Source organism: Candidatus Uabimicrobium amorphum (assembly GCF_009002475.1).
GTDB classification, from domain to species: Bacteria; Planctomycetota; Uabimicrobiia; order Uabimicrobiales; family Uabimicrobiaceae; genus Uabimicrobium; species Uabimicrobium amorphum.
The window spans coordinates 1,139,428-1,164,112 of the sequence record NZ_AP019860.1 but is presented as its reverse complement, the minus strand read 5'-3'; the positions used below and the strand labels follow the sequence as shown (position 1 = coordinate 1,164,112).

Sequence of the window (24,685 nt, the reverse complement as noted above, 5' to 3'; positions counted from 1 at the left end):
ATGGCTGTTGCCCAACACCAACACCAACAACAACAGCAACGTGTAATGTTGCGGTTGTTTGCTACATTTCTAGGAGGGGCTCTTATAATAAATTCTTTCTTTCTGGAAATGATGTTTAAAACTTCAGCGGAAATTGCAGCACTATCGGCATTTTTTGGAGCGATTGTACTTGGTGCCCCGGTTATTATTCAATCCATTCGTTCCATCACGACAGGACAAATGAAAGTAACGGAGCTTGCCTCCATAGCCATACTCTCATCTGTGGCTCTGGAAATGTATCAAACAGCTGGTATTGTCGCCTTTTTTATGCTTGTTGCTGACGCACTGCAAACGCGAACGGCATTGGGGGCACGCGATGCTATTGAGAGCTTGATACGTCTTGCGCCAAACGAAGCAACACTCATTTCTTCTGGTAGTGAACAGCGCGTTGTGGTCTCTGCACTGAAAAAAGGTGACATTGTACGTGTACGTCCGGGGGAAAACATTCCCGCAGACGGTATTGTCGTCAAAGGGCAAAGTGTCGTTGAACAGGCAAAAATCACGGGGGAATCCCTACCTGTAGACAAAATGATAGATAGCGAAGTTTTTGCTGGTACAACGAACGCCACAGGTATGTTAGAAATCAAAGTAACAAAAGTCGGTGAAGATACGACTCTGGGTCGTGTGAAACAACTTATTCTCGAAGCGGAAAAGACAAAAACGCCGATCATGCAAATTATCGACAAACACGTTAGTTGGTATACGCCAACAATCATTATGCTCGCCGCTCTCATTTTGTATTTTTCACAAGAAATAGAACGTGCGATCACCGCACTAGTAGTAACATGCCCGTCTGCGCTGGTACTTGCAACGCCCACAGCTCTTGTTGCGGCAATATCCTGTGCGGCACGACTGGGTATTCTCATTAAAGATGTCAAATATCTCGAAGAAGCGGCGCAACTCAATAGTATTGTATTTGACAAGACGGGAACCCTAACCACTGGAAATCTTGCGGTAACGAGATTGTCTCCCGCTCCAGAAATCGAAGCTTCTAACTTGCTATCTCTAGCGGCTTCTTTAGAGCAATACAGTAATCACCCTGTTGCAAAAGCCGTTGTTACGATGGCAAAAAAAGCAAATATTGAACTAATAGACTTGCCAGAAGTACACGAAACCGCTGGTAAAGGTATGAGTGGTTATATTGAACAAAAGCATATTTTAATTGGACGCGAAAGTTGGCTACGCGAAGAAGGGTGCGATTTTTCAAAACTTCTTCCCGAGGATATGGAAAATGCCGAATACAGTGTCTTGTACATTGCACAAAATAAAGAGTGTGTTGGATGGATTGGCTTAGAAGATACCACGCGTGAAGAAGCATTTTCCACTACCAAAGATTTAAAAAGCCTTGGTTGCAAAGAAATTACCATGTTAACGGGTGACCGCTGGCCTGTTGCGCGCAAAGTAGGAAAAGAACTAGGCTGTACAAACGTTCATGCGGAATGTCTTCCCGAAACCAAGCAACAACTGGTGGAGAAAATCAAGCAACAAGGTAGCCGTGTGGCAGTAGTTGGTGATGGTGTAAACGACGCTCCCGCTCTTGCCGCAGGTAATATCGGAATTGCGATGGCCGCAGCGCAAAATGATATTGCGATCAACAGTGCATCAATTGCGTTGCTCAATGACCGTTTAGACCGCCTACCTTTTTTGATTAAATTGGCACGAAAAACAAAATTGATTATTAATGAAAATTTATTCTTTGGTATATTTTTTATTATAGTTGGTCTCACTCTTTCTGGCTTTGGTTTACTAACACCTATTTGGGGCGCCATTTTACATAATATTGGTGCTTTAGTGATCGTATTCAATAGTGCACGATTAGTGAGGTTTGGTGAAGAACTCATGTAGTTTACCGTAGACATCGTTCGTAGTATGCAAATGATGTCTACAACATATAAATTTACAATTATGGAGATTGCGATGAGCAATGCAAAAAAAATTGTAGAGGTAATAAAACTCCACAAAGTATACAAAGATTTTTGGGGGAGAGAAAAAGTTCGCGCCGTGACCAATCTAAATTTTGATGTACGTCAAGGTGAAATTTTCGGCCTTTTAGGTCCTAATGGCGCTGGTAAAACTACAACGATCAAGTTACTTCTCGGACTGTTATTCCCCTCGCATGGCAAGGTGACCATTTTCAACCAATCACCGCGCAGTATTTTTAGCAAAAGTCGTTTGGGCTTTTTACCCGAAGAAAGTTATTTGTATCCCTATCAAAATGCGGAAGAAGCCTTAACGTTTTACGCAAAACTATTTAATTTACCGCCGAAAATACGTAAAAAACGCGTAAACGATTTAATTGAAATGGTCGGCCTGGAAAAAGCGCGCAAACGTTTTATTAAAGAATACTCCAAAGGTATGGCGCGACGTATTGGTATCGCACAAGCTCTGATAAATGATCCTGAATTTATCATTCTCGACGAGCCAACATCGGGACTAGACCCACTTGGTACGCGTGAAATCAAAGATTTGATACTGGAACTCAAAAAACACGGTAAAACTATTTTGCTGTGTAGTCATTTGCTTTCGGATGTGGAAGACGTCTGCGATCGTTTTTGCATTTTGTATAGCGGTCACAAAATCTGTGAAGGAGACATAGATACTCTCTTAGCAAACGAAGACATGATGCAAGTTACCAGTGAAAAAATGGATGCCGATCGTCAAAAAAGACTTGCAAGCTGGTTTGCAAAAGAGGGTCTGGAAGTCTACAACTTCGGAAATAAAAGGCAACGTCTCGAAACCTTTTTCCTCCAGCAAATTGAAAAAGCACGCGAAGAACACATGGAACAGCAGAAATCAAAACGCGAGCTAAAAGAATTCGTCAGCGAAGCGAAAAAAGACACAAAAGGTCAAGAAAATATACTCGAACAACTTGTTAAGACAAACGAACCAGAGGAAAAACCTGAACCTGTTGTCGAAGAAAAGGCTCCGGAAGTCAAGGTAGAAGATCTACTAAAGAAAGAGGCTCCAGCACCTGAACAAAAACAACAACAAGAACCCAAGAAAGAAGTCGACCAAAGTTTAATTGAAAGTCTGACAAACAAGAAAAAATAAAAGGAGAATTAGTTGGAAAAAGAACAAGCCCAACAAGAAACACCAATTATTGTCGCGGAAAAAGCCAATATTGGCTACGGTAAAAAGGTGATTCTCCAAGATGTAAATATGGAAATACATTCGGGAGATTTTTGGTGCTTCATTGGATCAAACGGAAGCGGCAAAACCAGCCTGATCAAGTCTATTCTCGGTGCCATCAAAACATTACGTGGTGTTGTTGTTCTGCGTAAAGATTTCGCACGTAGAACAAGAATTGGCTTTGTTCCACAAGAAAGTGAACTAAACAAGTCGGTCTCCACAACCCTTGAAGAATTTGTGGCCTGTGGACTAGCTGGAATTCCATTCAAAAAGAGTGTCCGCCACAAACGTACTCTTAAGGTAATGGAAATTATGGGAATAAAGCATATCAAAAACAGCAGTATTTGGAATGTTTCCGGGGGACAACGCCAGCGCGCGATGATTGCACGAGCACTTATTCGCGACCCACTCCTCATGATCGTCGATGAGCCCACTTCTGGTCTCGATTTTCGCGCCGCACATGAATTGCTACAAACAATCACTGATTTAAACCGCGACAAGAAGATTACGGTCATTTTTGTGACTCATGACTTGAATATCTGTCAGGAACTAGCCTCCCACGTAGCGATGTTCCACGATCAAAAAGTCATTGCCGGAGTTAAAGAAGAAGTTTTTAATAGCGAAAATCTAGAAAAAACTTTTGGTATTGCTGTAGAGTTTCCCTTTTATCGCACGCTAAAGAGTAAGGAATAAATGGATGCTACAAGAATTTATCACATCGTTTCCTTTGTTTTTTGAAACGTATTTATCTGCACTATTCATGGCTATTTTTTTAAGTATCATTGGTATTCTTGTAGTCAATAGAGAACAAATATTTCTTACGGCAGCGATTTCTCAAGCAGCGACTTTAGGTCTAGCCATTGACATACTTCTTAACTTACAGCAACCAATGATCTGTGCTGTTGTTCTTTCCATTCTTGCCGCAGTGGTCTCAGGACGCAAAGATAAGCGCGGAGGAAGTAACCGCGAAGAGTTTAGTGCCTGGGTATTTTTAGTCTCGGCGAGCTTGTCGGTACTCCTTCTCTCCAATCATCCTCAAGGAATCAAGCAGATTCAAGCATCTGTAGCCTCTAGTATTATTGGCAGTGGCATTTTCGAAGTGGTGGTATTTGCGATCATATCGGTGTTTGTTGCTGCGGTTTGCCTGATCTTCAACGACAAACTACGCCTATTTGTAATGGACCCCATTATGGCCGCGGCCGTTGGTATACCCATTGTCCTCTGGGGGTGGTACATTTCTTTATTTTTGGGATTTTCCATTGGTATGGCGATGTGTTCTTCAGGAATGTTGTATACTTTTGGATGCGTGGTACTGCCAGCGCAAATAGCAAAAACACTATGTCAGCGACTCTCGTATATGTTTATTGTGTCACCTATTGTCGCTGTAATAAGCGTTGTCTGCGGTTTAATTTTTGCCAATCACTACAACTACCCTCCCGGACAAATGGTCATTGCCCTTATGGGGATGATCTTAGTGGTTTCTTGGATGATACAGTGGCTACGTACAAAAGCGTAATTTTTTATGCAACACAGAGATCGCAAAAGTAAAACACTCTGCGACCTCTGTGTTTTTTGTCACATCAAAGAATTCTCTTCATACAGAAAATTCTACTTACTTTGCAACAACTCTAAGATTTTACCTTTGGCAATATCAACTACCGTCTGACCTTTTTTGTTTTTGAGTGTCAGGTCAACGTTTGCCTTCAAGAATGGTTTTACCAACTCTTCTTTTTTTGCATATATGGCTAGATGCAAAGCGGTATTCCCATAATCGTCTTGGATATTCGGGTTCGCACCTTTTTCCAATAGCAAAGAGATATTCTTCACCGACTCCTCGTAGGCAGCATAGTGCAATGCCGTTTTACCACCCATTCCTGCGACATCCAATTTTTTTACACCGTTTTCCAATAAAAACGCCACAGTTTCGGCATTGTTTTTACGTGCCGCATGGATAAGAGGTGTTCTTCCATAACCGTCGACAACCTCGACATCAGCGCCTTTTTCGACTAAGTACTTAATCATTGGTAAATCATTGTTACCACCCGCTTCGGAAAGAGCAGATCCACCGTATTTGTTTTTGGCATTGACATCGGCGCCTTTTTCCACGAGTAGTTTAACAAGTTCCAGACTTTCGCCATCCGCAGCTTGTATGACCAAAGAATTGTTCTCCGCATCACTCACATTTACATTCGCGTTTTTCTCTATCAATAATTTCGCAAAGGCAACATTCCCTGCTTGACAAGCATATGACAACGCGGTGTTACCCTTTTTATCCGCAACATTTACATCAGCACCTTTTTCGATGAGAGCTGTGGCATAATCCGCCAACTTCGGCGTATACTTGATGTATTCCAAAGCCGCTATCAATGGAGTTTGTCCTTTTTTGTTTTGCGCGTTGATGTTGCTACTTTTTTCTACCAGTGATTTGTATAGTTTCAAATCCATTTTAGTGTTAAAAAGAAGTGATTCCGCACCTTCAACATCTGGAGACGCGCCAGCATCTATCAACAACTGCACTGTTTTGGGGCTATCTTTATCAAGGGCGACATGCAAAGCGGTTTGCCCCTTATTGTTGACCTTATTCACGTCAGCACCATTTTTCACTAGATAGGAAACAAAATCCACTTTGCGATCACTGTAGCTAGAGCATGCCGAAAGTAAAAGAGTATTGCCCTCTTTGTCCACAGCATTGCCATCGGCTTTGTTTTTTAGTAACAACTTGACTAAATTTAGTGCCTTTTCGTTATTATAGTGGTCTACACTAGCCAGTAGAGCGGTTTTGCCTTTATTATTTTTTTTGTTCAAATCGATACCTAAAGACACCAAGGTTTCCACTGCCGCTTCTTGCAATTCGGCATCTTCACCGGTTAGCTCGAACAACACCGTTTCACCGTCTTTATCAAGACTATTTATATCGACCTTACCTTTTTCCACCAGTATTTTTAGCATTTTTTGGCATGCAGGAATGTTGTCCTTATCGTATCTTGCACAACCAATGGCGGCCTTCAATGCTTCTCTTCCTTTATCTGCTGAAAGATCGGCCTTATGAGCAAATAGCAAATCCATTGTTTCCGTATCCGTATTGTCAATAGCCTTTGCCAATAGAGTTGTTGTACCACTATACGTAGAATACCCCTGGTTCACATCGGCGCCATTTTCGAGAAGAAATTTGACAATTTGCTTTTTTTTCTTGTATACAGCCAGACTTAGAGCACTATTTTTATCTTTGTTAACCGCATTTATGTCTGCTTTTTTTGCCACAAAAACCTCTAAGAGACGTAAGGCTTTGTCTTCGTCTTCACTGACAATTTTCATCATAGCGGTGTTACTACGATTATCTTTTGCATTGACATCGTTACCAAGCTCTAAGAGTTTTTCTACAACCGCAATACACTTATCGTTATCGCTGATGAAAGATATCGAAGTAAACAAAAAGCTATCGCCACCTGCATCTGCTTCCAGTTTCAAACCTGCTTTTACTAATGCTTCTATTATTTTATTGGTGTTTTCCACTTTTGATTTGCCACTTGAGGCATAGTGCAAAGCGAAACTGTAGGTGCGTAGACCATACGAATAACGCATATTCACATCTGCACCTGAGTCGATAAGCAATTGCACGGCTTCTAAATTTCCATCGCGTAGACTGTAGGACATCGCCGTATAACCAGAGCTTTTTTTGGAACTGTAGTTGACATCGACACCCGCCTTGATCATTTCTTTCATCGCAGCAATATTACCTTCTTTTGCCGCTTTTAAAAAATCATCGTTTGCCATTACCATGTTAAGTGTCACACACACACAGAGTAATAAAATTTTTTTCATTTTCTATCTTTCTAACACTAAATTTTCCTGTACTTAAAGCACAATTCGTACGTAGTTTTCGCTATAAATAAAAAAGTGCATCGCTTTGTAGACGATGCACTCTTTTTTCAGACGATTCATTGTAATAAAAAAATATTATTCGTTGTCGTCTTTTTCTGTTGTATTTTCTTCGGTTTTCTCAGCTTCTGCCTCTGTTCCAGCTTCAACTTCTGCTTTCTGAGCTTCGGCTTCGGCTTTTGCTTTCTCCGCTTCGGCTTTTGCTTTTTCGGCTTCGGCTTTTGCTTTCTCCGCTTCGGCTTTTGCTTTCTCCGCCTCGGCTTTTGCCTTCTCCGCTTCCGCTACTTTTTCTTTTGCAGAAGAGTTTGCGGGCTCCTCGAAATAGGCATCGACATTTTCACCATTTTTAATTTTGTGGACAATCTCCGAAAACTCAGCGCCTTCGAGACTCTCACGCTTAAGCAATATCTTCGTTGCCGTATCCAAAATTTGACGATTCTCGGTGAGGATATCTTTTGCTTTTTGATAACAATTATTTACAAGCTTTTGTACTTCAGCATCTATCTTATTCAAAGTCGCTTCGCTAAAATAACTGTTGCGTTCATTTTGAGATTTACCGAGGAACACATGACCCGAATCTTTTTCATAAGCAATAGGTCCCATTTCCTCACTCATTCCGTACTTAGCCACCATAGAGCGTGCAATATTTGTAATCTGTTGCAAATCGTTTGCGGCACCGGTGGTCAGGCGATTATACACAATCTCTTCCGCAACTCTTCCACCAAGAGCCATGCAAATATTTGCCAGTAACTCTTCCTTGCTCTGCGAAAGTTTATCTTCGTTAGGCATTTGCAATACATAGCCCAGAGCACGACCACGTGGAATAATTGTGATCTTGTGTACGGCAGAATACGAATCGGGATGAAGAACAGCGATAATTCCATGTCCGCATTCGTGAACAGCAGTATTTTCTTTTTCTTTGTCTGAGATAAGACGGCTACGTCTTTCAGGACCTGCCATTACTCTTTCTACCGCTTCCGCTATATCTGATTGTTGGATCTCAGTTTTATCTTTTCTTGCGGCAAGTAATGCTGCTTCATTCATCACATTCGCTAAATCAGCTCCTGAAAAACCGGGTGTTCTTCTCGCTAAGGTCTTCAAATCTACCTCATCGGCCAAGGGCTTACCCTTGGAGTGTATTTTGAGAATTTGTTCGCGACCGCGTACATCGGGTTGGTCAATGACAACCTGTCGATCGAAACGTCCAGGACGTAACAACGCTGGATCTAAAATATCAGGACGGTTAGTTGCAGCAAGTATGATAATACCCTTACTTGATTCGAAACCATCCATTTCCGCCAACAGTTGATTCAAAGTTTGCTCGCGTTCGTCATGTCCACCACCTAGACCTGCTCCACGGTGACGACCAACAGCATCAATTTCGTCGATAAAGATAATACATGGGCTCTTGGCTTTCGCTTGCGCAAATAAATCACGCACTCGGGAAGCCCCCACACCAACAAACATCTCTACAAATTCTGATCCCGATATGTTAAAGAACGGTACTCCTGCTTCACCTGCAACAGCACGAGCTAGCAGTGTTTTACCTGTACCAGGAGGACCAACTAACAACGCTCCTTTAGGAATCTTACCTCCTAGCTCTTCAAATTTTCCGGGAGACTTTAAAAATGCGACTATTTCACTGAGTTCTTCTTTGGCCTCATCGCAACCGGCCACCTCTTCAAAAGTTGTTTTGGTATCTTCTTCGGCAGTAATTTTGGCACGACTTTTCCCAAAGGACATCACATCGCGTCCGTAACTGTTCATACGCCGCATAAGTATAATGAAGAATATGATGATGAGAATAATGGGAAGTCCCCAAGTGAAAAACATTGCTCCCCAGTAGTTCTCCATCTCTCCTTCAAACTTAACATTATATTTTTCAAGCAGTTCCACGAGTTTAGGATCTTCGTAAACGCGCGTAGTTGTAAATTTTCCTATACCTTTTTTATCTTCAATGATTGTTTTGAAGGTTTCTTTTTTTAGTTTTTCGTCTTTGATAATTTCAGGGTTTGCTTTGATTTTTTCTACAAATTGCTTCCACAGTTTTTCGTCTTTGATATATTTCCCGTGTATAGATGTTCGCGAGATAATACATCTTTGAATACGGTGCTCTTGCTGTACATATTGCTTAAATTGGCCATATGTCAGACGATCAACATTGCGTTTAAAAAATAATATTTGAATCAGCAAAATGATCGTGAGTAGTAACACAAAGTAAAAAAAAGAAAACCTATTTTCATTTTTGTTCGTGGGGCGCATAATACATATCCGTTGACTTTAAATTATAATTTATGGTAATAAATACACGTGTGCATACTATCTGCAAGTGGGTATATTTAGTATTGTAATGTCCCGTGCTAGTTGAAATTTTATTCAACCTACACCAGTAATATAACAAATACTACTTTTCTACAAGTAGTGTTTGATTTTGTTTTGTGTCATTAAAATAATACACGCCTTGTCAAGTAGCATTCAAATTAAGATACCTAGGGCGCGTCATTCATTAAACAAAATTTAATGGATGGCACGCCCTATATAAAAAATTACTAAGACGTATTTGCCTTTCATACGCCTTAGTAACCCAGGGGAAAATTATAGTTTCTTTGGTGTATAATTTCAACTCAAATTCTTATCTTACTCCTGTATCATCTCCGAAACTCGCTTTTGCAACTCCGGCTTTAGTCGTGAAAGAAGATTGCGCAAAGATGCCTTTAGATTGTCCTCAAGATCAGGGTCGCCTTTTTCGAGCATATTTACTAGAGTAGGAGCAACATCATTGGCTTTACGTCTCATCTGCCCCAACGCATCTATACAAGCACGTTTCAAATCAATATCTTCTGTTGCGTTCATTACATCGGTAATGGGAGTTATTGCTGCTGGATATTGAAACTTGCCCAGAGTTGTGATCGCCGCTTGACGAATGGCAGGATTCTGGCTGTTGAATACAACTTCGAGTAAATCAGGACTAACATTTGCATCTCCAATTACTCCAAGTGCCAATCCAGCATTTAGACGCACATCTTCATTTTCTTGTGTATCCATAAAAACTTTTTTCAGCAGTTTTGCCGTAAAAGGATTTCCCAATATTCCCAAACTAGTACAAGTTTCGGCTCGTACATAGTCTTCGCGATTCTTATCTTCGAGAACTTCCACTAAAAATGGTACCGCTTGGCGGTAACGCTTTTCCCCCAAAGTGTTAACAGCCACCCAGGTAACTTGAGGATCAGCGAGCATCGCAATCAGCACTTTACCTGTCATAGGATCTGTAGAACTCCCCATACTGCGAATTTCATTTTCGCGCTCTTTCGGAGGAAGACCTTTGAGTTTACGTACCCAATCCCTTAGTTGCGAACTATTATCTTCCTTGATTTCTTTTGCATAACGACGATCTTGTGGAGAGAGATAGTTGCCGTCATCTTCTGTTTTATGATGCTGACTTTTACGCGAGGAAGTATTATTAGATGTACTGGAAGAGTTCTTTTTGATGATGTAATTGGTGTTGCGTTTTCCCAAATTTTGGCCGGTGTACCCATTCGGGTTTTCGTTTCCTGTCCCACCGAAATATGACCATGGTTGCCATATCATCAGGAATAGTGCGGCAACAATTCCGGCAAATACACGTGGGTGTTGCCATAAAAATTTAGATCCAACAACCGCGGCTTTGGCGGATCCACGCGCTACTTTTTGCATGGTCTCTGATTTCGAAGAACTACTTTCAAGTAATGACAGTTTCTCTTCTAATTTTAGCAAACGTTCTTCCAGTGCCGTAATTTTTTGTTGGTACTCGCTATTCTGGTTCTGGTATTCGTTGTTTTGTTGCTGATACTCGCTGTTTTTTTGTTGGTACTCGCTATTCTTTTGTAGCTGTTCTTGCACAGACTTCCATTCATTACTACTAATAAAGACAATATCCTGCTGTGGAATTTTTTCTAAAGCCTCTATCCTTTTCTGTAAGTCAGGAATTGCTTTGTTTACATCTTTTACACTTTCCATTTGTTTTTGCAAGTCGTTAACATCTTTGGATACAGATGCTGATGCTGGTGTCGATGTGTTTATGCCTTTATTAATTGTATTGTTGTCTTCACTGTTTTGAATGTCCATATGACTTGTTGCTGTGAGTTTCTTCAAAGAATTACCCTCTACTTTAAAAATGAGAGTATTCCCTTTTGGAGTTTTTATGAATATGTTTTTTTGTTGTTGAGAGACAACCGAACAATCTAAATAACGCGTATACGATTTAGGTATGTTCACTTGTTCTCCTAAAACACTTCGCAATGTTTTGGTTTCTGACATTTTTTTCTCCGTAGTGACAAGTAAAATTTTAATTGAAAGCAACAAACACTTAGAATAAAATGGCACAATGATTTACTTTTATTCAAAAATTTACTAAAGGAAACAGCATGCTTTTTGGAAATTTTAATATCCCACAACCATACAACGAGCCAGTGAAAAATTACGCACCTGGTTCACAAGAAAGAGCAAGTTTACAAAAAAAGTATCAAGAATTAAAGCAAGAAAAAATAGAAATTCCGATGGTGATTGATAACACAGCTCACCACTCGCAAGATATTCGCGAAGTAAGGTGCCCTCATGACCACCAACATGTTTTGGCGACATTTCACCATGCCAGTACTCAAGACGCACAAAAAGCTATAGATTCTTGTTTGAATGCCCGTAAAAAATGGTCAACAACTCCTTTTCATCATCGTGCATCTATTTTCTTAAAAGCAGCTGAGCTTATTTCTACCAAATACCGAGACGTTTTAAATGCCGCAACGATGCTTGGACAAAGTAAGACATGTCACCAAGCCGAGATCGATGCCGCTTGTGAATTTATCGATTTTCTGCGTTTCAATGTAAAGTATGCCGAGCAAATCTATCAAGACCAACCTATCTCTTCTCAAGGTATTTGGAATTGTTTAGAATATAGACCTTTAGAAGGTTTTGTTCTGGCGATCACTCCTTTTAACTTCACCGCGATTGCTGGAAATTTGTGTATAGCTCCGGCGATGATGGGTAATGTAATCCTATGGAAGCCCTCTCCTAAATCGATATTTTCATCGCATTTCTTGATGCAAATTTTGCAAGAGGCTGGTCTACCAAAAGGTGTTATTAATATGTTACCAGCTGATGGCGCAGAATTTGTCCAAGAAGTCATCAAAAGTCGCCATCTTTCCGGAATTCATTTCACAGGTAGCACAAGTGTTTTCCGTGCTATTTGGAAAGCTGTGGGAAATAATATCGATCTATACGATAGTTATCCGCGTATTGTTGGCGAAACTGGTGGAAAAGATTTTATGTTTGTACATAAATCTGCCAACGTTCAAGCCGTTGCAACAGCGATGATTCGTGGAGCCTTTGAATTTCAAGGACAGAAATGTTCTGCGGCCTCTCGCGCATACATACCGCAAAGTATGTGGTCACAACTAAAGGACATACTTACTGCAGAAGTTCCGACGATTAAAGTAGGAGATGTAGAGGATTTTTCTAACTTTATGGGTGCGGTCATAGATGATCTTTCTTACCAAAAAATATCTGGCTATATTGACAGAGCGAAAAAAGCCGAAGATTGTGAAGTTCTCGTTGGAGGAAACTGTGACAACAGCAAAGGCTATTTCGTAGAACCGACAATTCTTGTAACACAAAATCCACAATATGAAACAATGGTTCAAGAAATTTTCGGACCCGTTCTCACTGTTTATGTCTATGCAGACGATAAATATGAAGAAACACTCGAACTTTGCGGCTCTACCTCTGAGTACGGTCTTACAGGAGGTATTTTTGCTTCAGATATATATGCAGTAGAAACTGCATATGAAAATTTACGTGACAGCGCCGGAAACTTTTATATAAATGATAAAGTTACAGGAGCTGTTGTAGGACAACAACCATTTGGTGGAGGTCGTGGTTCAGGTACAAACGATAAAGCCGGATCATATCTCAACTTGATTCGTTGGGTTTCTCCACGATCAATCAAACAGGCTTTTTGTCCTCCTACAGATTATCGTTATCCATTTCTCGGTAACTAAAAAACGATATTTACACACTATTATACGGCAAACATACGACTTTGTCAATTAACAACTTACAATTCGACAAGTTGCTGGACAAATTTATCCCAGCACTCCTAGTAAAGTCCTTGTCTTGCGACAAGGACTTCACCAACAAAAAGGAAAAAAAATGGTTGATAGTTCTCCTGAAGTAGGAAAAATGTTCGATGAATTCAACGAAAGCAGACAGGCCTTGTCTTCGCAGTTTTATGGACTTATCGATTTGGTTGCCAATCACGTTTTTTCTGGTAATGTCAATATTCAAGACAAAAAAAATCTACTCCATCAAATCAATAATCAACAAAACCTAGTAGAGGCAGAGAAGAATTTACTGAGAAATTTGTATTTTTATGCAAATAACTTACAAGAAAGTCAGTTTTTACTTGGTGTTTTTGGTCGATTTAAAGCCGGAAAAAGTACTCTGCTAAATACTTTAGCGGGAGAGTATATTTCCCCAATGAATACACGTATTTCTACAGGCGTGCTCAATTTTACGTATAGTTCTGAAATCGAAGAATGTACTGTACATTACGACAATGGTACAAAAGAAGTCATTGAACCCGCTCTAAAAGATGAATACATAGACTTTCGTCACAATCCCGATAACGAAAAAGGCATTCACAGTGTGCGCCATGGTTGTCCAAATTTGGCACTGCAAAAAGAAATTGTATTTGTAGACACTCCAGGCTTAGAAGCGGTGAACAGTGTGCATGAAAAAATTACGCTTGATTTTGTCATGCAGTGCCACGTCGCCGTAGTGGTTTCCACATACCCTCCTTTTGGCGAAGGTGAATTGCGTTTTTACAAAAGAATACATAAAAATATTCCCAATACGTTTCTCGTACAAAATCTTCCAAAAGATAAGTTAGAGTCATGGATTCCTCTTGAGGCACAAACGTTAGAAAATCTTCACAAGCTAGGCTTTTACGAAATAAACAAAGAAGTTTATGGTGAGGAAGATCATTGTGAAATTTTGCGCACCATAGGTGATAATAAAGACGAGCAGCAACTTTTGAAATTTAAAAAAGCCCATGACATCCATCTCTATAGTTTGTGCGCACTTACTGCTCATGATATTTTGAATGGTGCAGGAAAAAATAACTTGAGTGCCGACGAGCAACAAAGACTAGACGATAGCCGTTTTATGCTATTCAAAAAAGATCTTTATGGTTTTTTAACTAGTCACCGCGGGCAAAGTATGCTTGCCGATTACTTACTCAAAGGGCAACTTATTTTAAATAGCCTTGTCAAAATGGTAAAAGATCGCCAGACCTTGCTACAACAGAGCTTGGAAGAAATTGAACGCAATATTGCCGCAGAAGAGCAACAGCAACAAAAAACAATTCAACTAACGGAAATGATTGCCGACCGCGCAAGTTTAAAAATACTTGAATTGTACCGAGAGCTTAAATCCGCAGTAATGAACGATGATATCAATCAAGCGCTTGGCGAAGTAAAACAGAAGTATGCCGAGAAAAATATTTATCGTCTGAGTAAGAGACAACTGAAAGAAATAAAATCTCAGGTGTCTGCCTTCAACCGACTTTTCGGACAACGCTACCAAGGATTTGTTGGTGAATTAGAAAAAATAACCGAAACAGCACAAAGTGAAATCTCGGAACAATTACAAAACCAAGCTGTTTTTAAAAATATAGTTCTCGATACAAATGCGGGAGCCGTCAACGTAGGTGAAATAAGCGGTGCTGGCTACCTTGACCGCACATTTGACTTCATTTTTCATGGTGGGATTACTTACATTGTCGCCAGTATCTGTGGAGGATCTGGCTGGAGTATTCTCGAACCATTTGTGAAACCTGCTGTTGGAGTAAACTCAGCCTCCCTTGTGGCTCTTAGTATCGGAGGGATTATCGGTCTTGCCGCTTCCATACCTTTGGCCAAACACTTTGCGCCTTTTCTCGACAAGTGCAAAGGTTTCATTGGTAAATTTTATACCAAACCAGCAAAAGTTGTTTTTGATGAGTTCGAAGGCAATGTACGCAAAAAACTTGACGAAGTAGAAACGACAGCGGTTGATAACTTGAAAAAAAGCTTTAAAGAACAAGCGAGTGCTGGTATAAATCAGTTCTTTGAAATGGTAAATAAGACTCTAAAAGAGCTTCGTGAACAAAAAGAAAATGGCAATGAGACCCAGGAAAACGAGAAGTTATGCAATATTCTCGCGCAACTAAGCCAAATTCAACAACAATTTTCTGTTATGGAGAAGAAAGACGATGTCTCTCAGCAAAAAGTACAGAAAGTTCTCACAGGATTCAAAGGCTTATTTGGAAAATTAAAAAAATAGGCACCAAATTTGCTCAAATGATCGATAACCTGAATATACATTTTAGATTGTACACTTGTGCGTTTATTTTTTGTGTACAAGTGTCTTAACAAAGTTTAGAAATTTCACGGAATTTCGTCGAACCTGGCGATATTCCGTCCAAAAAAGGAGTTTGAAAATGGTTTCGCGTTTTATAATCATCTTATCTGCTATTCTTCCTCTTGTGGGATGCATCGGTGGAATTCGCGATACAACAACAGCAAGAACTGCAACGGAGATACTTCTTGTTTCAACTGCGGCAGAACGCGCTATTAAAAATTATAAAGTAGACAAAAGTCTTAGTGGGAAAAAAATAACTATTGACGATTCGCGTTATGATGCCGTTGATAAACCTTATGTATCAAGCGCACTACGTGAACATTTGTCTGCTGCAGGAGCCATTGTAGTGGCGGATGGCTCTGACTACACTGTCGAAGTACGCAATGGTACTCTAGGTATTTTTGATAGCGACTTTACTCTGGGTATTCCAGGCTTACCTGTTGCGTTAGGTGGTATTGGAGCAGAACTGCCACCAGTTATTACTCCTCCTCTTAGTGTATTTAGACGCGATACATCACAGGGATGGTGCAAAATGCAGTTATGGATTTATAAAACAGAAGATAACACTTTTGTCTCGAAATCTGGAGATCTTTGGGGATCGAGTTATTACAATCAATGGATTTTCCTTTTCATAGGCCCATTTGATGGTTCAAACGACATCTACCCTGACTAATATTCGTGTAAAATAGTAACAAAACTAAAAGACTAATACGAGTGTCATCCCTGCAAAAGCGGGATCCAGCGTTTATAAGTCCACTTTATATTGCTGGTTTCCCGCTTACGCGGGAATGACACAGTTTTATGGTGTCATCCCCGCAAAAACATGGTGTATCTGGGTCAGCAAAAAAACAAACCTTACAAGAATTTTTCAACCTCACACATTATTTTTGATGCAAGTTCATGTCTTTGCTTTTCGATTTCCTGTATATCTTTGCGAATCTGCGCAACAACATCTTCATCTTTGGTAAAAGATAAATTTCCTCTTATAGTAAGAATACTTCCCTCAATCGCCGAGGAAATTTGAGAGGCAACAATCCCGGCATCGGACATGGTTGTTTTCGATAGGTATGATATGGGTAACAGTTTTAATACACCAAGACTTGTTACCGCGATATCTAAGGGAACAAGAATACAGCGGATCAATGCTGAATCTACGGCCTCTTCATGTTTCTTTTTTTCCTCAGCAGTCTTTCGCGGCATTTTTTTCGCGTTAAGATACTCCTGATAGACCCCGGCATCTTCTTCGATCAGCTTCGCTAAGTGGCGTTGTAATTTCTGCAACTCGTTACGCTTTTCGAGTAAGAATTCGAGATGATCGCGGTTTTTTCTTTTGCGCATGCTAATTCCAGTAATCATAGCCGCCAAAGCCGCAGCTGTTGCACCTGTTAGGGCAGCGCAACTTCCCCCTCCAGGACTTGGTGTCGCCAGTGATAATTTTTCTAAAAAAACGTTGAGATGGTAACTTTCTAAAGACTGCAATCGATGTTCAATCACTTTATCATTCACAAAGTGATACAATTTCAGCTCTTCCACAATACCACTACGCAAAGCATCTTGAGGGATGAGTCCAACAATTTCACTGTCGAGAATTTGTACGCCATATGCATTTGCCTGTCGTTCAACTTCATGAAAAATTTTCAACAAGGATGTTTGGCGGTAATCAATTAAATTTGTAGATACTTGCACGCAATTGCGCTCTTGTAAGACAAATGCCAAAGCTTTCACAGCCTTTAAACCATCGTTTTTTTCGCGTATTGCCTTGGCAATTTTCTTCGCAATAGTCACATCTTGGGTTTGTAAATTAATATTGTAGGCGATTAAAAAGAAACGCGCCGCAATACAAACATAACCAGCCGTCGGGTGTGGTTCTACGCCAAAATCCGGGGTAAGTGTTTTTTGTTTTAAACGAATATCCGCCAGATTTTTATGTTGTGGTTTTACCGCCGCTTCTTCATATAAATAGACGGGGATTTGTAATTCTTCATGTACTTTTTTCGCTAGTTGTTGCGCGCAATCTACACATTCTTCCATCGTGACATTTTTGTAAGGAATAAAAGGACATACGTCCGTAACTCCCAAACGCGGATGTTCACCACAATGCTCATTTAAATTGATCAAGTCTTTCGCTCGCGCAATTCCGCGAAATGCCGACTCGACGATGTTTTCGGGAGTACCTAAAAAGGTGACCACCGTACGATTGTGATCCGCATCCATATCGTAGTGTAAGACGTATATACCGTCGACACTGGCAATAGATGACACGATTTGTTCTATAATTTCTCGATTACGACCTTCACTAAAATTTGGAACACATTCTATTAATTTCATTGGAATACTTTTACAAAAATTTTGTTGTTGTTTTGTCAATACATTTAGCTTTTAGAAACCGCGAAAAGATGGTATAAAATATATGAAACAATTTTTGACAAAATAACAATAAAAAAATTATAATTGCACACAATTGTCTTACGCTCTAATCATAAGGAAATATCGTGCAGTCTGAAGAAGATTTAATTCACAGCTTCATAGGAGGTAACGACGATGCTTTTCGCCAATTGGTGGAAAAATATCAAGGCCCACTTCTCAACTATTTATACCGGTTTACCGGAAAATACGAGGTTGCGGAAGAAATCGTCCAGGATACTTTTTTAGTTGTTTTTCAAAAAATAGATAGTTTCAAAAAAAATAGTTCTTTTCGAGCGTGGCTCTATGCAATAGCAACTAATCATGCTTCTAATTATTTACGAAAGCACGCACCTGTATACAACAACGAAGCGCTCAATATGGCGAGCAATGTCCTATTTGAACCATCGGAAAAAACGATAGAAAAAGAACGTGCTCTTGCCGTACAACAAGCACTAAAAACGCTACCAGAAAAACAAAGAGCTATTTTTATATTGCGCTTCTACCAACAATTTACATACGAAGAAATCGCCGATACACTTAAATGTCCCATCGGAACGGTAAAATCGAGAATCTGCTACACTTTGCAAAAACTAAAGGGTATCTTATCTTCGCATGAAGAATAGTAGGACAATACCATGGAATGCAACAAAATAAAAGATATTTTAGATGCTTATATACTTGGCGCGCTGGAAAATGAAGAGAACAACAAAGTAAAACAGCATATACAACATTGCACAGAGTGTAAAAAATATCATGACGAAAGCGTGCGTTCGTGGCAAAAACTACAAAATTTGCCAACTGTTTCGCCATCAGTATCATACGCAGATCGCATCATTAAAAATCATCGCCGCGGGAAAAGAATAATGCAATGGACTATTTCCACCGTCTTTATTCTTTTGGTTATGGTACTATTTTTACTATTTCTACTATTTTTTTTATTCGAATACAAAAAAGAATATCCACAACACCATATAGCAAATCTTGAAAAAATCGTATGGCGCTTTTATTCTGAAAATAAAACATTTCCGAATACCCTGCGTGATATTCCCGAAAAACTATTTCCCAAAAAGATGTTGTTCCAACGCGACGACAATGGTCAAGTGCTCGACATGTGGGGACGCCCATATGAATATCATGTACCTGGAAAACACAATAAAGGTTTTTTCGATTTGTATTCTTTTGGCCGAAATGGCAAAAATGACAACGGCAGCAAAGATGATATTCGCAATTGGAAATAATTTTATGTGGTGAAAAAGGAGACAAAATGGACAAACACGAATTGGATGACATCGTAATTACCCAGAAAAAAGAAAAATTACAACGTCCCAAAATGTACAGAGTCTATCTGCATAACGATGATTACACTCTACAAGAATTTGTGGAATTCGTTTTACAGGAAGTATTTTTTAAATCTTACGAAGAAGCGCGAAAAATCATGCTGGAAGCACACATGAAAGGTATTTCAATTGTGGGAATTTATACCTATGAGGTCGCCAACGATGGTATTCAGCAAGTGGAAATATATGCGGAAAAATTAGGTTATCCATTACTGTGTACCATGGAAGAAATTGATATTTAGTCTTTAATGAAGAGACATTGCAATGACAAAAAACATCTTAATCATAGATTATGAAAGCGAAGATTATCCACAGGAAATGTTTAAGGGGTATCGAGTTTACAACGTTTCGACAATGATGGATGCGGTGAAAAGAATTTTGCTGCAACGCCCGCATGTAATCGTCGCCAATATAGATATTTATGAAAACGACGCGTCGATATTAACTCACATATTAAAAGTAAACAAGAATACCCCTATTGTCGCGATTACCAGCGACAAAAAAAATGTCAAGATTGTTAGAAAAAATCTCCCCAAGCAAGTATACGCTTTATTTTGTAAGCCTGTATCCATGTTAAATTTAGTCAATGCAGTGAATAGTGCACCACAAAGTATCGTTACCAAAGACGAACACAAAAGTAACCAAGCCGTGGGAAAAAAAATTGATAATTACGTGGTGAAAAAAACTTTGGGTTGTGGGGCCAGCGGTACCGTGTACAAAGCAAGCGATGGGACCACAGAAGTTGCGATCAAAATACTCAAGGCGCAATTTAACAATGACATGAAACGATTTAATCGCGAAACAAAGTATCTAATGGCAGTTGACCATCCAAATATAGTGAAAGCGATGTACGCTCGCCAACTCGACGATGAATATTATTACATTGTCATGGAGCTTTTTGAGGCAGAACATCTCAGTAGGCATCTAGCACGACAAGGCTTTTTTTCGCTGGAAGAAAGTACTTTTTTAATACGCGAAATTGCCAAAGGTATGGCCGCAGCCCATAAGGTTCAATTGATTCATCGCGATTTAAAACCATCAAATGTCTTATACAATCGTCATGAAAAAAAAATAAAAATCATAGACTTTGGCATCGCCAAAAGACCGGAAGATTTTAGTTTAACTACCGAAGGTATTGCTTTGGGAACACCTGCTTATATGTCACCAGAACAAATAATTACCCCAGAAATCGACCATCGCTCAGATATATATAGTTTGGGCATCATTTTTTATAACTTGTTAATGGGAGATCCGCCTTTTGATGGGGAAGACGATCACGAGGTAATGCGTGCACAAATGTACGAAGAAGTCTCGTGGCCTGTTGCCGAGAAACAAGTTCCCCAATATATTCGCGACGTGATAGAAAAAATGTTACATAAAAATCGCGAACATCGTTACCAAACGATGGAAGAAGTTGACGAAGCGCTGGCAAATGTTACGTCAAATTAATAACTTGATGCGAGATGAATAGCCCTTTTTTAGAGGTACATAATGCGATTTTTTGTGATAATCATACTTAGTGTTTTTGTGTATGCCAATGACACACAATGGGTGACAAAGGATTTTGCCCATTTTTCCTTCAAAGTGCAGGCATCGTGGAAAAATTCTTCTGCAAACATGTACCAAATAAACAATAGCAACTACGTGGATTTTCGTCATTACCCCGTAACGAGTAACATCGAGGAAGAAATTGCCAAAATCGAAAACATCCTATTTGCCCAACAAGTGTATAGCAAAGTACAACAAAAGTCACACATGGTGAATCACGCATCAGGAACTGCAATTACCTACAAGACTGCGACGCAATTCTACGATGTATTTTTTTGCATATTTGAAGACAAACTATATGTCGTGCTGTATTGTTTTAGCGATAAACTATATGCGCAAATGCTACAAAATTCGGCCCAATCATTTACCGTAAAAAAAGTCAATCCATCCACAGTGGAAGAATACCATAAAAATTTTGCGGTAAAATACAGCATCGACCCCAAATGGCAAAAAGAAGTACTCACAAATACGGTAGATAAAAAAACAATTTTCTACCGCATATCTCCTTTTTTCTCTATGCAAGTCTATATGGAAATTTTACCTTTTGAAGTACCTCTTCATCTCACCATCGAAAAGATCCAGAGAATTTTCTTTCCTCACCACGTGTATGCGCGGGTCATCAAAAAGCCACAGACATCCGTTCCTGGAAAACAATATTTTTACATAATACGCGACAAGAGTTTTCCTTTGCGTTACCGATACGCCGAAATTTTCTTTTGTATAAGAGGTAGGCGCGCCTATGCGGTGGCATATTTTTACCAAAAAAAGAGTGTACATTTAGAAGATATTCTCAAATCACTTGTCATTGAAAATAAATTTTCCTACACGGACCGTAAACAAGACACTACAACAGAAACAAACGACAACAATCCAGATGAAAATAGCGAACCAAGTGAAACGGAAAAGCCGCGCGAGGAAGATGTCCCAAAAATAACCAAAAGTTATCTTATTCATGTGACAAGTGCCAAAATTTTCATACAAAAGACCAACGGCAAAAAATGGGATTTTGGCTGGGGCAAAACCACAGCCCCTGATAGCTATGCCACCATAAAAGAGTTTGGTAGCGAAAAAGAGTATACAACATCTATCGTGCGTAATTCCTTACAACCAAAATGGAATTACGCAACACCTATTGTGGCAAAAAAGGGACAAGTGCTTGTCATCAACGTATACGATGATGACTCGCGAAAAAACGATGAAATAGGTACCATCATGATCACCATCAAAGAAAGTGATATAAAAAAAGGCTTTCGCGATATTCAGTTCAACTCTGTCGAAAAATTAACGCTTACCTTTATGGCAAAGTAAACTATTCGTGTTCGACGATTTTACAAAATTTTTTTATGCCACCCACACTACAGTAGTATTTCTTTACTTTTCCCCCTCGATAAGATATACTAATAAAAATACTTACTGATTCTAAACACTTTGTAACAATACATTTGAGTTGCAACTTGTTAGGAACATACATTTTGTTGTAAATACAAAATAACCAGGAGGTTAGAAATGAAATGGTACAAGGCACTACTTGTAGTGTTGATGTTAAGTTTTACCGTTCCTGCGGCAGCAGAAGAAGTAAAACTTTTGGCGTACAATGTATATCTACGCCCTGATCCTGTCGGATGGTTTGATTACAAAGCAGAGAGATTTGCCGAGTTGTCAGAAGCAGTTCGTTCTTACGATGTCGTTGGTCTTTGCGAAGTTTTTGATAACAAACTGCGTAAAGAGTGGACCGAACTTCTCAGTGACACTCACCCTCACGTAATACAACCACCTAAGCGACAACAAGGTCGTCACGTGGTAAACGGTGGTATCATGATTTTTAGTCGCTACCCCATCGTTTTTCACGAAAAAATTATCTACCGTAAAGCCAACAACTGGGATTACTTCTCTGACAAAGGTGCTATTTTTGCACGCATTGAGCTTCCTAGCGGCAAACAGTTTGAAGTAGTTTTGACACATGCGCAAGCAGGTAGAGATTACCACGTCGAAAGAAAAACACAACTAGAGCAAATGCAAGAGCTTGTGAAGAAAAATTCCACAGGACCTACTTTCCTAATGGGAGACTTCAACGTAAGAGACGCATTTGACGAATACAATGTGATGCTGGATATCTTTCAACATCCACGTGATCTCTTCCGCACACTGCACAAATCTCCCGGCTACACAACAAACGGGCAGGAAAATCCACTGAGTGGCGGTAAACCAAAGCGTATCGACTACATATTCCTAAATGATCCCGACAATGAAGTACGTGTAAAACAGTGTTTGGTCAACAAATTCCCAATGAAAAATCCTGTGGAAGACGCCAAATTCATGTCTGATCACTACGCAGTACAAACAACAGTGGAAATTGTAGATCCAGCGCAAGCGTTTGATTATCCTCAGGTAAATATGGTCACTTGCGACAAAGGCAACAACAAATTTGTCGATTCGCCTGCGGATATGGACTTAAGTAACGTACAAAGCGACTTTGATCCACAACTCGACACCATCGTTATGGTTCACGGTTTTTTCAACACTTTTGATAGTGCAAAAGACTCGTATACGGCGATCAATAAAGTGATGCAAACCAAAACCGGAAAATACAACTACGTTGGTTTTTCATGGCCGTGTAATATCGTTCTCGATTTCGGTAAAGGTATGAAGCACGCCAACAAAGCTGGTGAGTACTTAAGTCACCTACTTACTGAAATTTCTGGATGGTATGGCAGTGACGAACGTCGTGTTCATGTCATGAGCAGTAGTCTGGGAAATCGCGTTACCTTTAGTGCCTTGAAGCAAAACAGTTCTCGCTTCATTAAATGGGGACAGTGCTTTAACTTTTGCCCTGGCGTTCACCAAGACGTTTACTTAAACGAATTCAAAGGCACAAACAACATTCCGCAAAAAAATTGGATCTTTTTTGCAAAAAATGATTTCGTATTGGGTTATTTGTACGCAGCATACCACTGGCTATTCGGCCGCGATGGCGAAATTCCTCAAGAGTGGCAACAGCTAAATGGCGAAGAACGCATCGCCAAAATGCGCGAACTATGGGAAAATAAAGACAACCGTAGTTTAAATGCCTTCGAAAGCAAAGTTGTCGAAGCAATCGCTAGAGCACAAAAAAATGCAATGGGACTTGTCGGCGCAGACTTGGGACAACGTACAGTAGAAAATGTGGTCAATATTGAAGTTACCGATATGGTAAAAACTCACTCTTACTGGAAAAACCCAAAAGTTCTCAACATTGTAATCAACAAACTGCAAACTAAGTAGACAATCGTCTATTGCTTCAGTGATCCCTGTTGTAGTACGACAGGGATCGCTGTTCTCCTTTTACCACTCCAAATACATCGTCTTATGGGAAACGAAAAATGAGAGATTCTTCTTCCGTATTGGTGCCCTCACCATCACCTTGTGAGAAACTGAAGATGAGAGATTCTTCTTCCGTATTGGTGCCCTCACCATCGAATTGTGAGAAACTGAAGATGAGAGATTCGTCTTCCGTATTGGTGCCCACCATCACCTTGTGAGAAACTGAAGATGAGAGATTCTTCTTCCGTATTGGTGCCCTCACCATCGAATTTAAGGTTTTAGCTTCGCTAAAAGCCTTAATTCTCATGCCTCTCCCACAGGGAGAGGCGTAATGCTTCTCTTTTGTAAAAAACTAAATTCACTTGATTTGCAAAACGCTAGTATAGCGTTGTTACATTGATCGATTACGGCTGTATGTAAAGCGGCTCAGAGTAAAACGATTGGAAGCACATTAAGACGTGTTATGCCTCTCCCCGTGGGAGAGGCATGAGGCTTGTTGCTTTCAGCGTAGCTGAAATCTACAAGACGATGGTGAGGGCATCAATACGGAAAACGAATCTCTCATCTTCCGTTTCTTACAAGGCGATGGTGAGGGCACCTATACACAAAACAAA

At 39.9% G+C, this 24,685-nt stretch carries 18 protein-coding genes; 13 read left to right on the top strand and 5 right to left on the bottom strand.

What is annotated here, in order from left to right; genetic code table 11:
- From UABAM_RS04020 to UABAM_RS04005, 4 genes are all read left to right on the top strand, one after another.
- The gene (locus UABAM_RS04020) at nt 1–1,884 is read left to right on the top strand and encodes a heavy metal translocating P-type ATPase (protein ID WP_151966711.1); all 1,884 of its coding nucleotides are present in this window, start codon (nt 1–3) and stop codon (nt 1,882–1,884) included.
- Between the two features lie 72 nt (nt 1,885–1,956).
- Complete coding sequence (locus UABAM_RS33875; RefSeq protein ID WP_151966710.1) at nt 1,957–3,090, top strand: ABC transporter ATP-binding protein; 1,134 nt, start codon at nt 1,957–1,959, stop codon at nt 3,088–3,090.
- 12 nt (nt 3,091–3,102) lie between these two features.
- Entirely contained in the window at nt 3,103–3,861 is a 759-nt protein-coding gene (locus UABAM_RS04010) for a metal ABC transporter ATP-binding protein (protein WP_151966709.1), read from the top strand.
- Between the two features lie 4 nt (nt 3,862–3,865).
- On the top strand, nt 3,866–4,684 hold the full coding sequence (locus UABAM_RS04005; RefSeq protein ID WP_151966708.1) for a metal ABC transporter permease: 819 nt from the start codon (nt 3,866–3,868) through the stop codon (nt 4,682–4,684).
- A 92-nt stretch (nt 4,685–4,776) separates the two neighbouring features.
- Here UABAM_RS04005 and UABAM_RS04000 read toward each other — a convergent pair whose 3' ends face one another.
- The 3 genes from UABAM_RS04000 to UABAM_RS03990 all read right to left on the bottom strand — a co-directional run bounded on the left by UABAM_RS04000 (nt 4,777) and on the right by UABAM_RS03990 (nt 11,343).
- Nucleotides 4,777–6,990 carry an ankyrin repeat domain-containing protein gene (locus UABAM_RS04000; protein WP_151966707.1) on the bottom strand — a complete coding sequence of 738 codons (2,214 nt, stop codon included), beginning with the start codon at nt 6,988–6,990 and terminating at the stop codon, nt 4,777–4,779.
- 135 nt (nt 6,991–7,125) lie between these two features.
- Nucleotides 7,126–9,309 (bottom strand): ATP-dependent zinc metalloprotease FtsH, encoded by a 2,184-nt coding sequence (ftsH, locus tag UABAM_RS03995; protein WP_261343961.1) that lies wholly within the window; start codon nt 9,307–9,309, stop codon nt 7,126–7,128.
- A 375-nt stretch (nt 9,310–9,684) separates the two neighbouring features.
- Nucleotides 9,685–11,343 (bottom strand): HEAT repeat domain-containing protein, encoded by a 1,659-nt coding sequence (locus tag UABAM_RS03990; RefSeq protein ID WP_151966706.1) that lies wholly within the window; start codon nt 11,341–11,343, stop codon nt 9,685–9,687.
- A 107-nt stretch (nt 11,344–11,450) separates the two neighbouring features.
- Between UABAM_RS03990 and pruA the strand changes: the two genes are divergently transcribed.
- The 3 genes from pruA (at nt 11,451) to UABAM_RS03975 (ending at nt 16,153) form a co-directional block, all read left to right on the top strand.
- A complete protein-coding gene (gene pruA / locus UABAM_RS03985; RefSeq protein ID WP_151966705.1) occupies nt 11,451–13,079 on the top strand; it encodes an L-glutamate gamma-semialdehyde dehydrogenase in 1,629 nt (542 codons plus the stop codon).
- Between the two features lie 151 nt (nt 13,080–13,230).
- Nucleotides 13,231–15,402 (top strand): dynamin family protein, encoded by a 2,172-nt coding sequence (locus tag UABAM_RS03980; protein ID WP_151966704.1) that lies wholly within the window; start codon nt 13,231–13,233, stop codon nt 15,400–15,402.
- Between the two features lie 157 nt (nt 15,403–15,559).
- Nucleotides 15,560–16,153, top strand: coding sequence for a DUF6655 family protein (locus UABAM_RS03975; RefSeq protein ID WP_151966703.1), 594 nt, complete (start codon nt 15,560–15,562; stop codon nt 16,151–16,153).
- A gap of 182 nt (nt 16,154–16,335) precedes the next feature.
- Here UABAM_RS03975 and ftcD read toward each other — a convergent pair whose 3' ends face one another.
- Entirely contained in the window at nt 16,336–17,808 is a 1,473-nt protein-coding gene (gene ftcD / locus UABAM_RS33305) for a glutamate formimidoyltransferase (RefSeq protein ID WP_173013123.1), read from the bottom strand.
- Nucleotides 17,809–17,972: 164 nt separating this feature from the next.
- Here ftcD and UABAM_RS03965 point away from each other — a divergent pair, with 164 nt between their 5' ends.
- The 6 genes from UABAM_RS03965 (at nt 17,973) to UABAM_RS03940 (ending at nt 24,032) form a co-directional block, all read left to right on the top strand.
- Nucleotides 17,973–18,509 (top strand): RNA polymerase sigma factor, encoded by a 537-nt coding sequence (locus UABAM_RS03965; RefSeq protein WP_173013122.1) that lies wholly within the window; start codon nt 17,973–17,975, stop codon nt 18,507–18,509.
- A 12-nt stretch (nt 18,510–18,521) separates the two neighbouring features.
- Nucleotides 18,522–19,124: a type II secretion system protein GspG gene (locus UABAM_RS03960; protein ID WP_151966701.1), complete on the top strand. Its 603-nt coding sequence runs from the start codon at nt 18,522–18,524 to the stop codon at nt 19,122–19,124.
- A 26-nt stretch (nt 19,125–19,150) separates the two neighbouring features.
- The gene (locus UABAM_RS03955; protein WP_151966700.1) at nt 19,151–19,465 is read left to right on the top strand and encodes an ATP-dependent Clp protease adaptor ClpS; all 315 of its coding nucleotides are present in this window, start codon (nt 19,151–19,153) and stop codon (nt 19,463–19,465) included.
- A 22-nt stretch (nt 19,466–19,487) separates the two neighbouring features.
- Nucleotides 19,488–20,672 carry a serine/threonine protein kinase gene (locus tag UABAM_RS03950; protein WP_151966699.1) on the top strand — a complete coding sequence of 395 codons (1,185 nt, stop codon included), beginning with the start codon at nt 19,488–19,490 and terminating at the stop codon, nt 20,670–20,672.
- 42 nt (nt 20,673–20,714) lie between these two features.
- Nucleotides 20,715–22,079, top strand: coding sequence for a C2 domain-containing protein (locus UABAM_RS03945; protein WP_151966698.1), 1,365 nt, complete (start codon nt 20,715–20,717; stop codon nt 22,077–22,079).
- Nucleotides 22,080–22,277: 198 nt separating this feature from the next.
- Nucleotides 22,278–24,032, top strand: a complete 1,755-nt coding sequence (locus UABAM_RS03940) for a sphingomyelin phosphodiesterase (protein ID WP_151966697.1) — start codon at nt 22,278–22,280, stop codon at nt 24,030–24,032.
- A gap of 82 nt (nt 24,033–24,114) precedes the next feature.
- On the opposite strand, the gene UABAM_RS03935 is transcribed toward UABAM_RS03940, so the two are convergent.
- Nucleotides 24,115–24,378: a hypothetical protein gene (locus UABAM_RS03935; protein WP_151966696.1), complete on the bottom strand. Its 264-nt coding sequence runs from the start codon at nt 24,376–24,378 to the stop codon at nt 24,115–24,117.
- Between the last annotated feature and the right edge of the window lie 307 nt (nt 24,379–24,685).

Bases quoted from the DNA above. Each gene is read 5' to 3' on its own strand.
- UABAM_RS03960 (WP_151966701.1), top strand. From the start codon at position 18,522: ATGGAATGCAACAAAATAAAAGATATTTTAGATGCTTATATACTTGGC.
- UABAM_RS04000 (WP_151966707.1), bottom strand. From the start codon at position 6,990: ATGAAAAAAATTTTATTACTCTGTGTGTGTGTGACACTTAACATGGTA.
- UABAM_RS03955 (WP_151966700.1), top strand. From the start codon at position 19,151: ATGGACAAACACGAATTGGATGACATCGTAATTACCCAGAAAAAAGAA.
- UABAM_RS03940 (WP_151966697.1), top strand. From the start codon at position 22,278: ATGAAATGGTACAAGGCACTACTTGTAGTGTTGATGTTAAGTTTTACC.
- ftsH (WP_261343961.1), bottom strand. From the start codon at position 9,309: ATGCGCCCCACGAACAAAAATGAAAATAGGTTTTCTTTTTTTTACTTT.
- UABAM_RS03975 (WP_151966703.1), top strand. From the start codon at position 15,560: ATGGTTTCGCGTTTTATAATCATCTTATCTGCTATTCTTCCTCTTGTG.
- UABAM_RS04020 (WP_151966711.1), top strand. From the start codon at position 1: ATGGCTGTTGCCCAACACCAACACCAACAACAACAGCAACGTGTAATG.
- UABAM_RS03935 (WP_151966696.1), bottom strand. From the start codon at position 24,378: ATGAGAATTAAGGCTTTTAGCGAAGCTAAAACCTTAAATTCGATGGTG.
- UABAM_RS04005 (WP_151966708.1), top strand. From the start codon at position 3,866: ATGCTACAAGAATTTATCACATCGTTTCCTTTGTTTTTTGAAACGTAT.
- UABAM_RS03990 (WP_151966706.1), bottom strand. From the start codon at position 11,343: ATGTCAGAAACCAAAACATTGCGAAGTGTTTTAGGAGAACAAGTGAAC.
- UABAM_RS03945 (WP_151966698.1), top strand. From the start codon at position 20,715: ATGCGATTTTTTGTGATAATCATACTTAGTGTTTTTGTGTATGCCAAT.
- pruA (WP_151966705.1), top strand. From the start codon at position 11,451: ATGCTTTTTGGAAATTTTAATATCCCACAACCATACAACGAGCCAGTG.
- UABAM_RS33875 (WP_151966710.1), top strand. From the start codon at position 1,957: ATGAGCAATGCAAAAAAAATTGTAGAGGTAATAAAACTCCACAAAGTA.
- UABAM_RS03950 (WP_151966699.1), top strand. From the start codon at position 19,488: ATGACAAAAAACATCTTAATCATAGATTATGAAAGCGAAGATTATCCA.
- UABAM_RS03980 (WP_151966704.1), top strand. From the start codon at position 13,231: ATGGTTGATAGTTCTCCTGAAGTAGGAAAAATGTTCGATGAATTCAAC.
- ftcD (WP_173013123.1), bottom strand. From the start codon at position 17,808: ATGAAATTAATAGAATGTGTTCCAAATTTTAGTGAAGGTCGTAATCGA.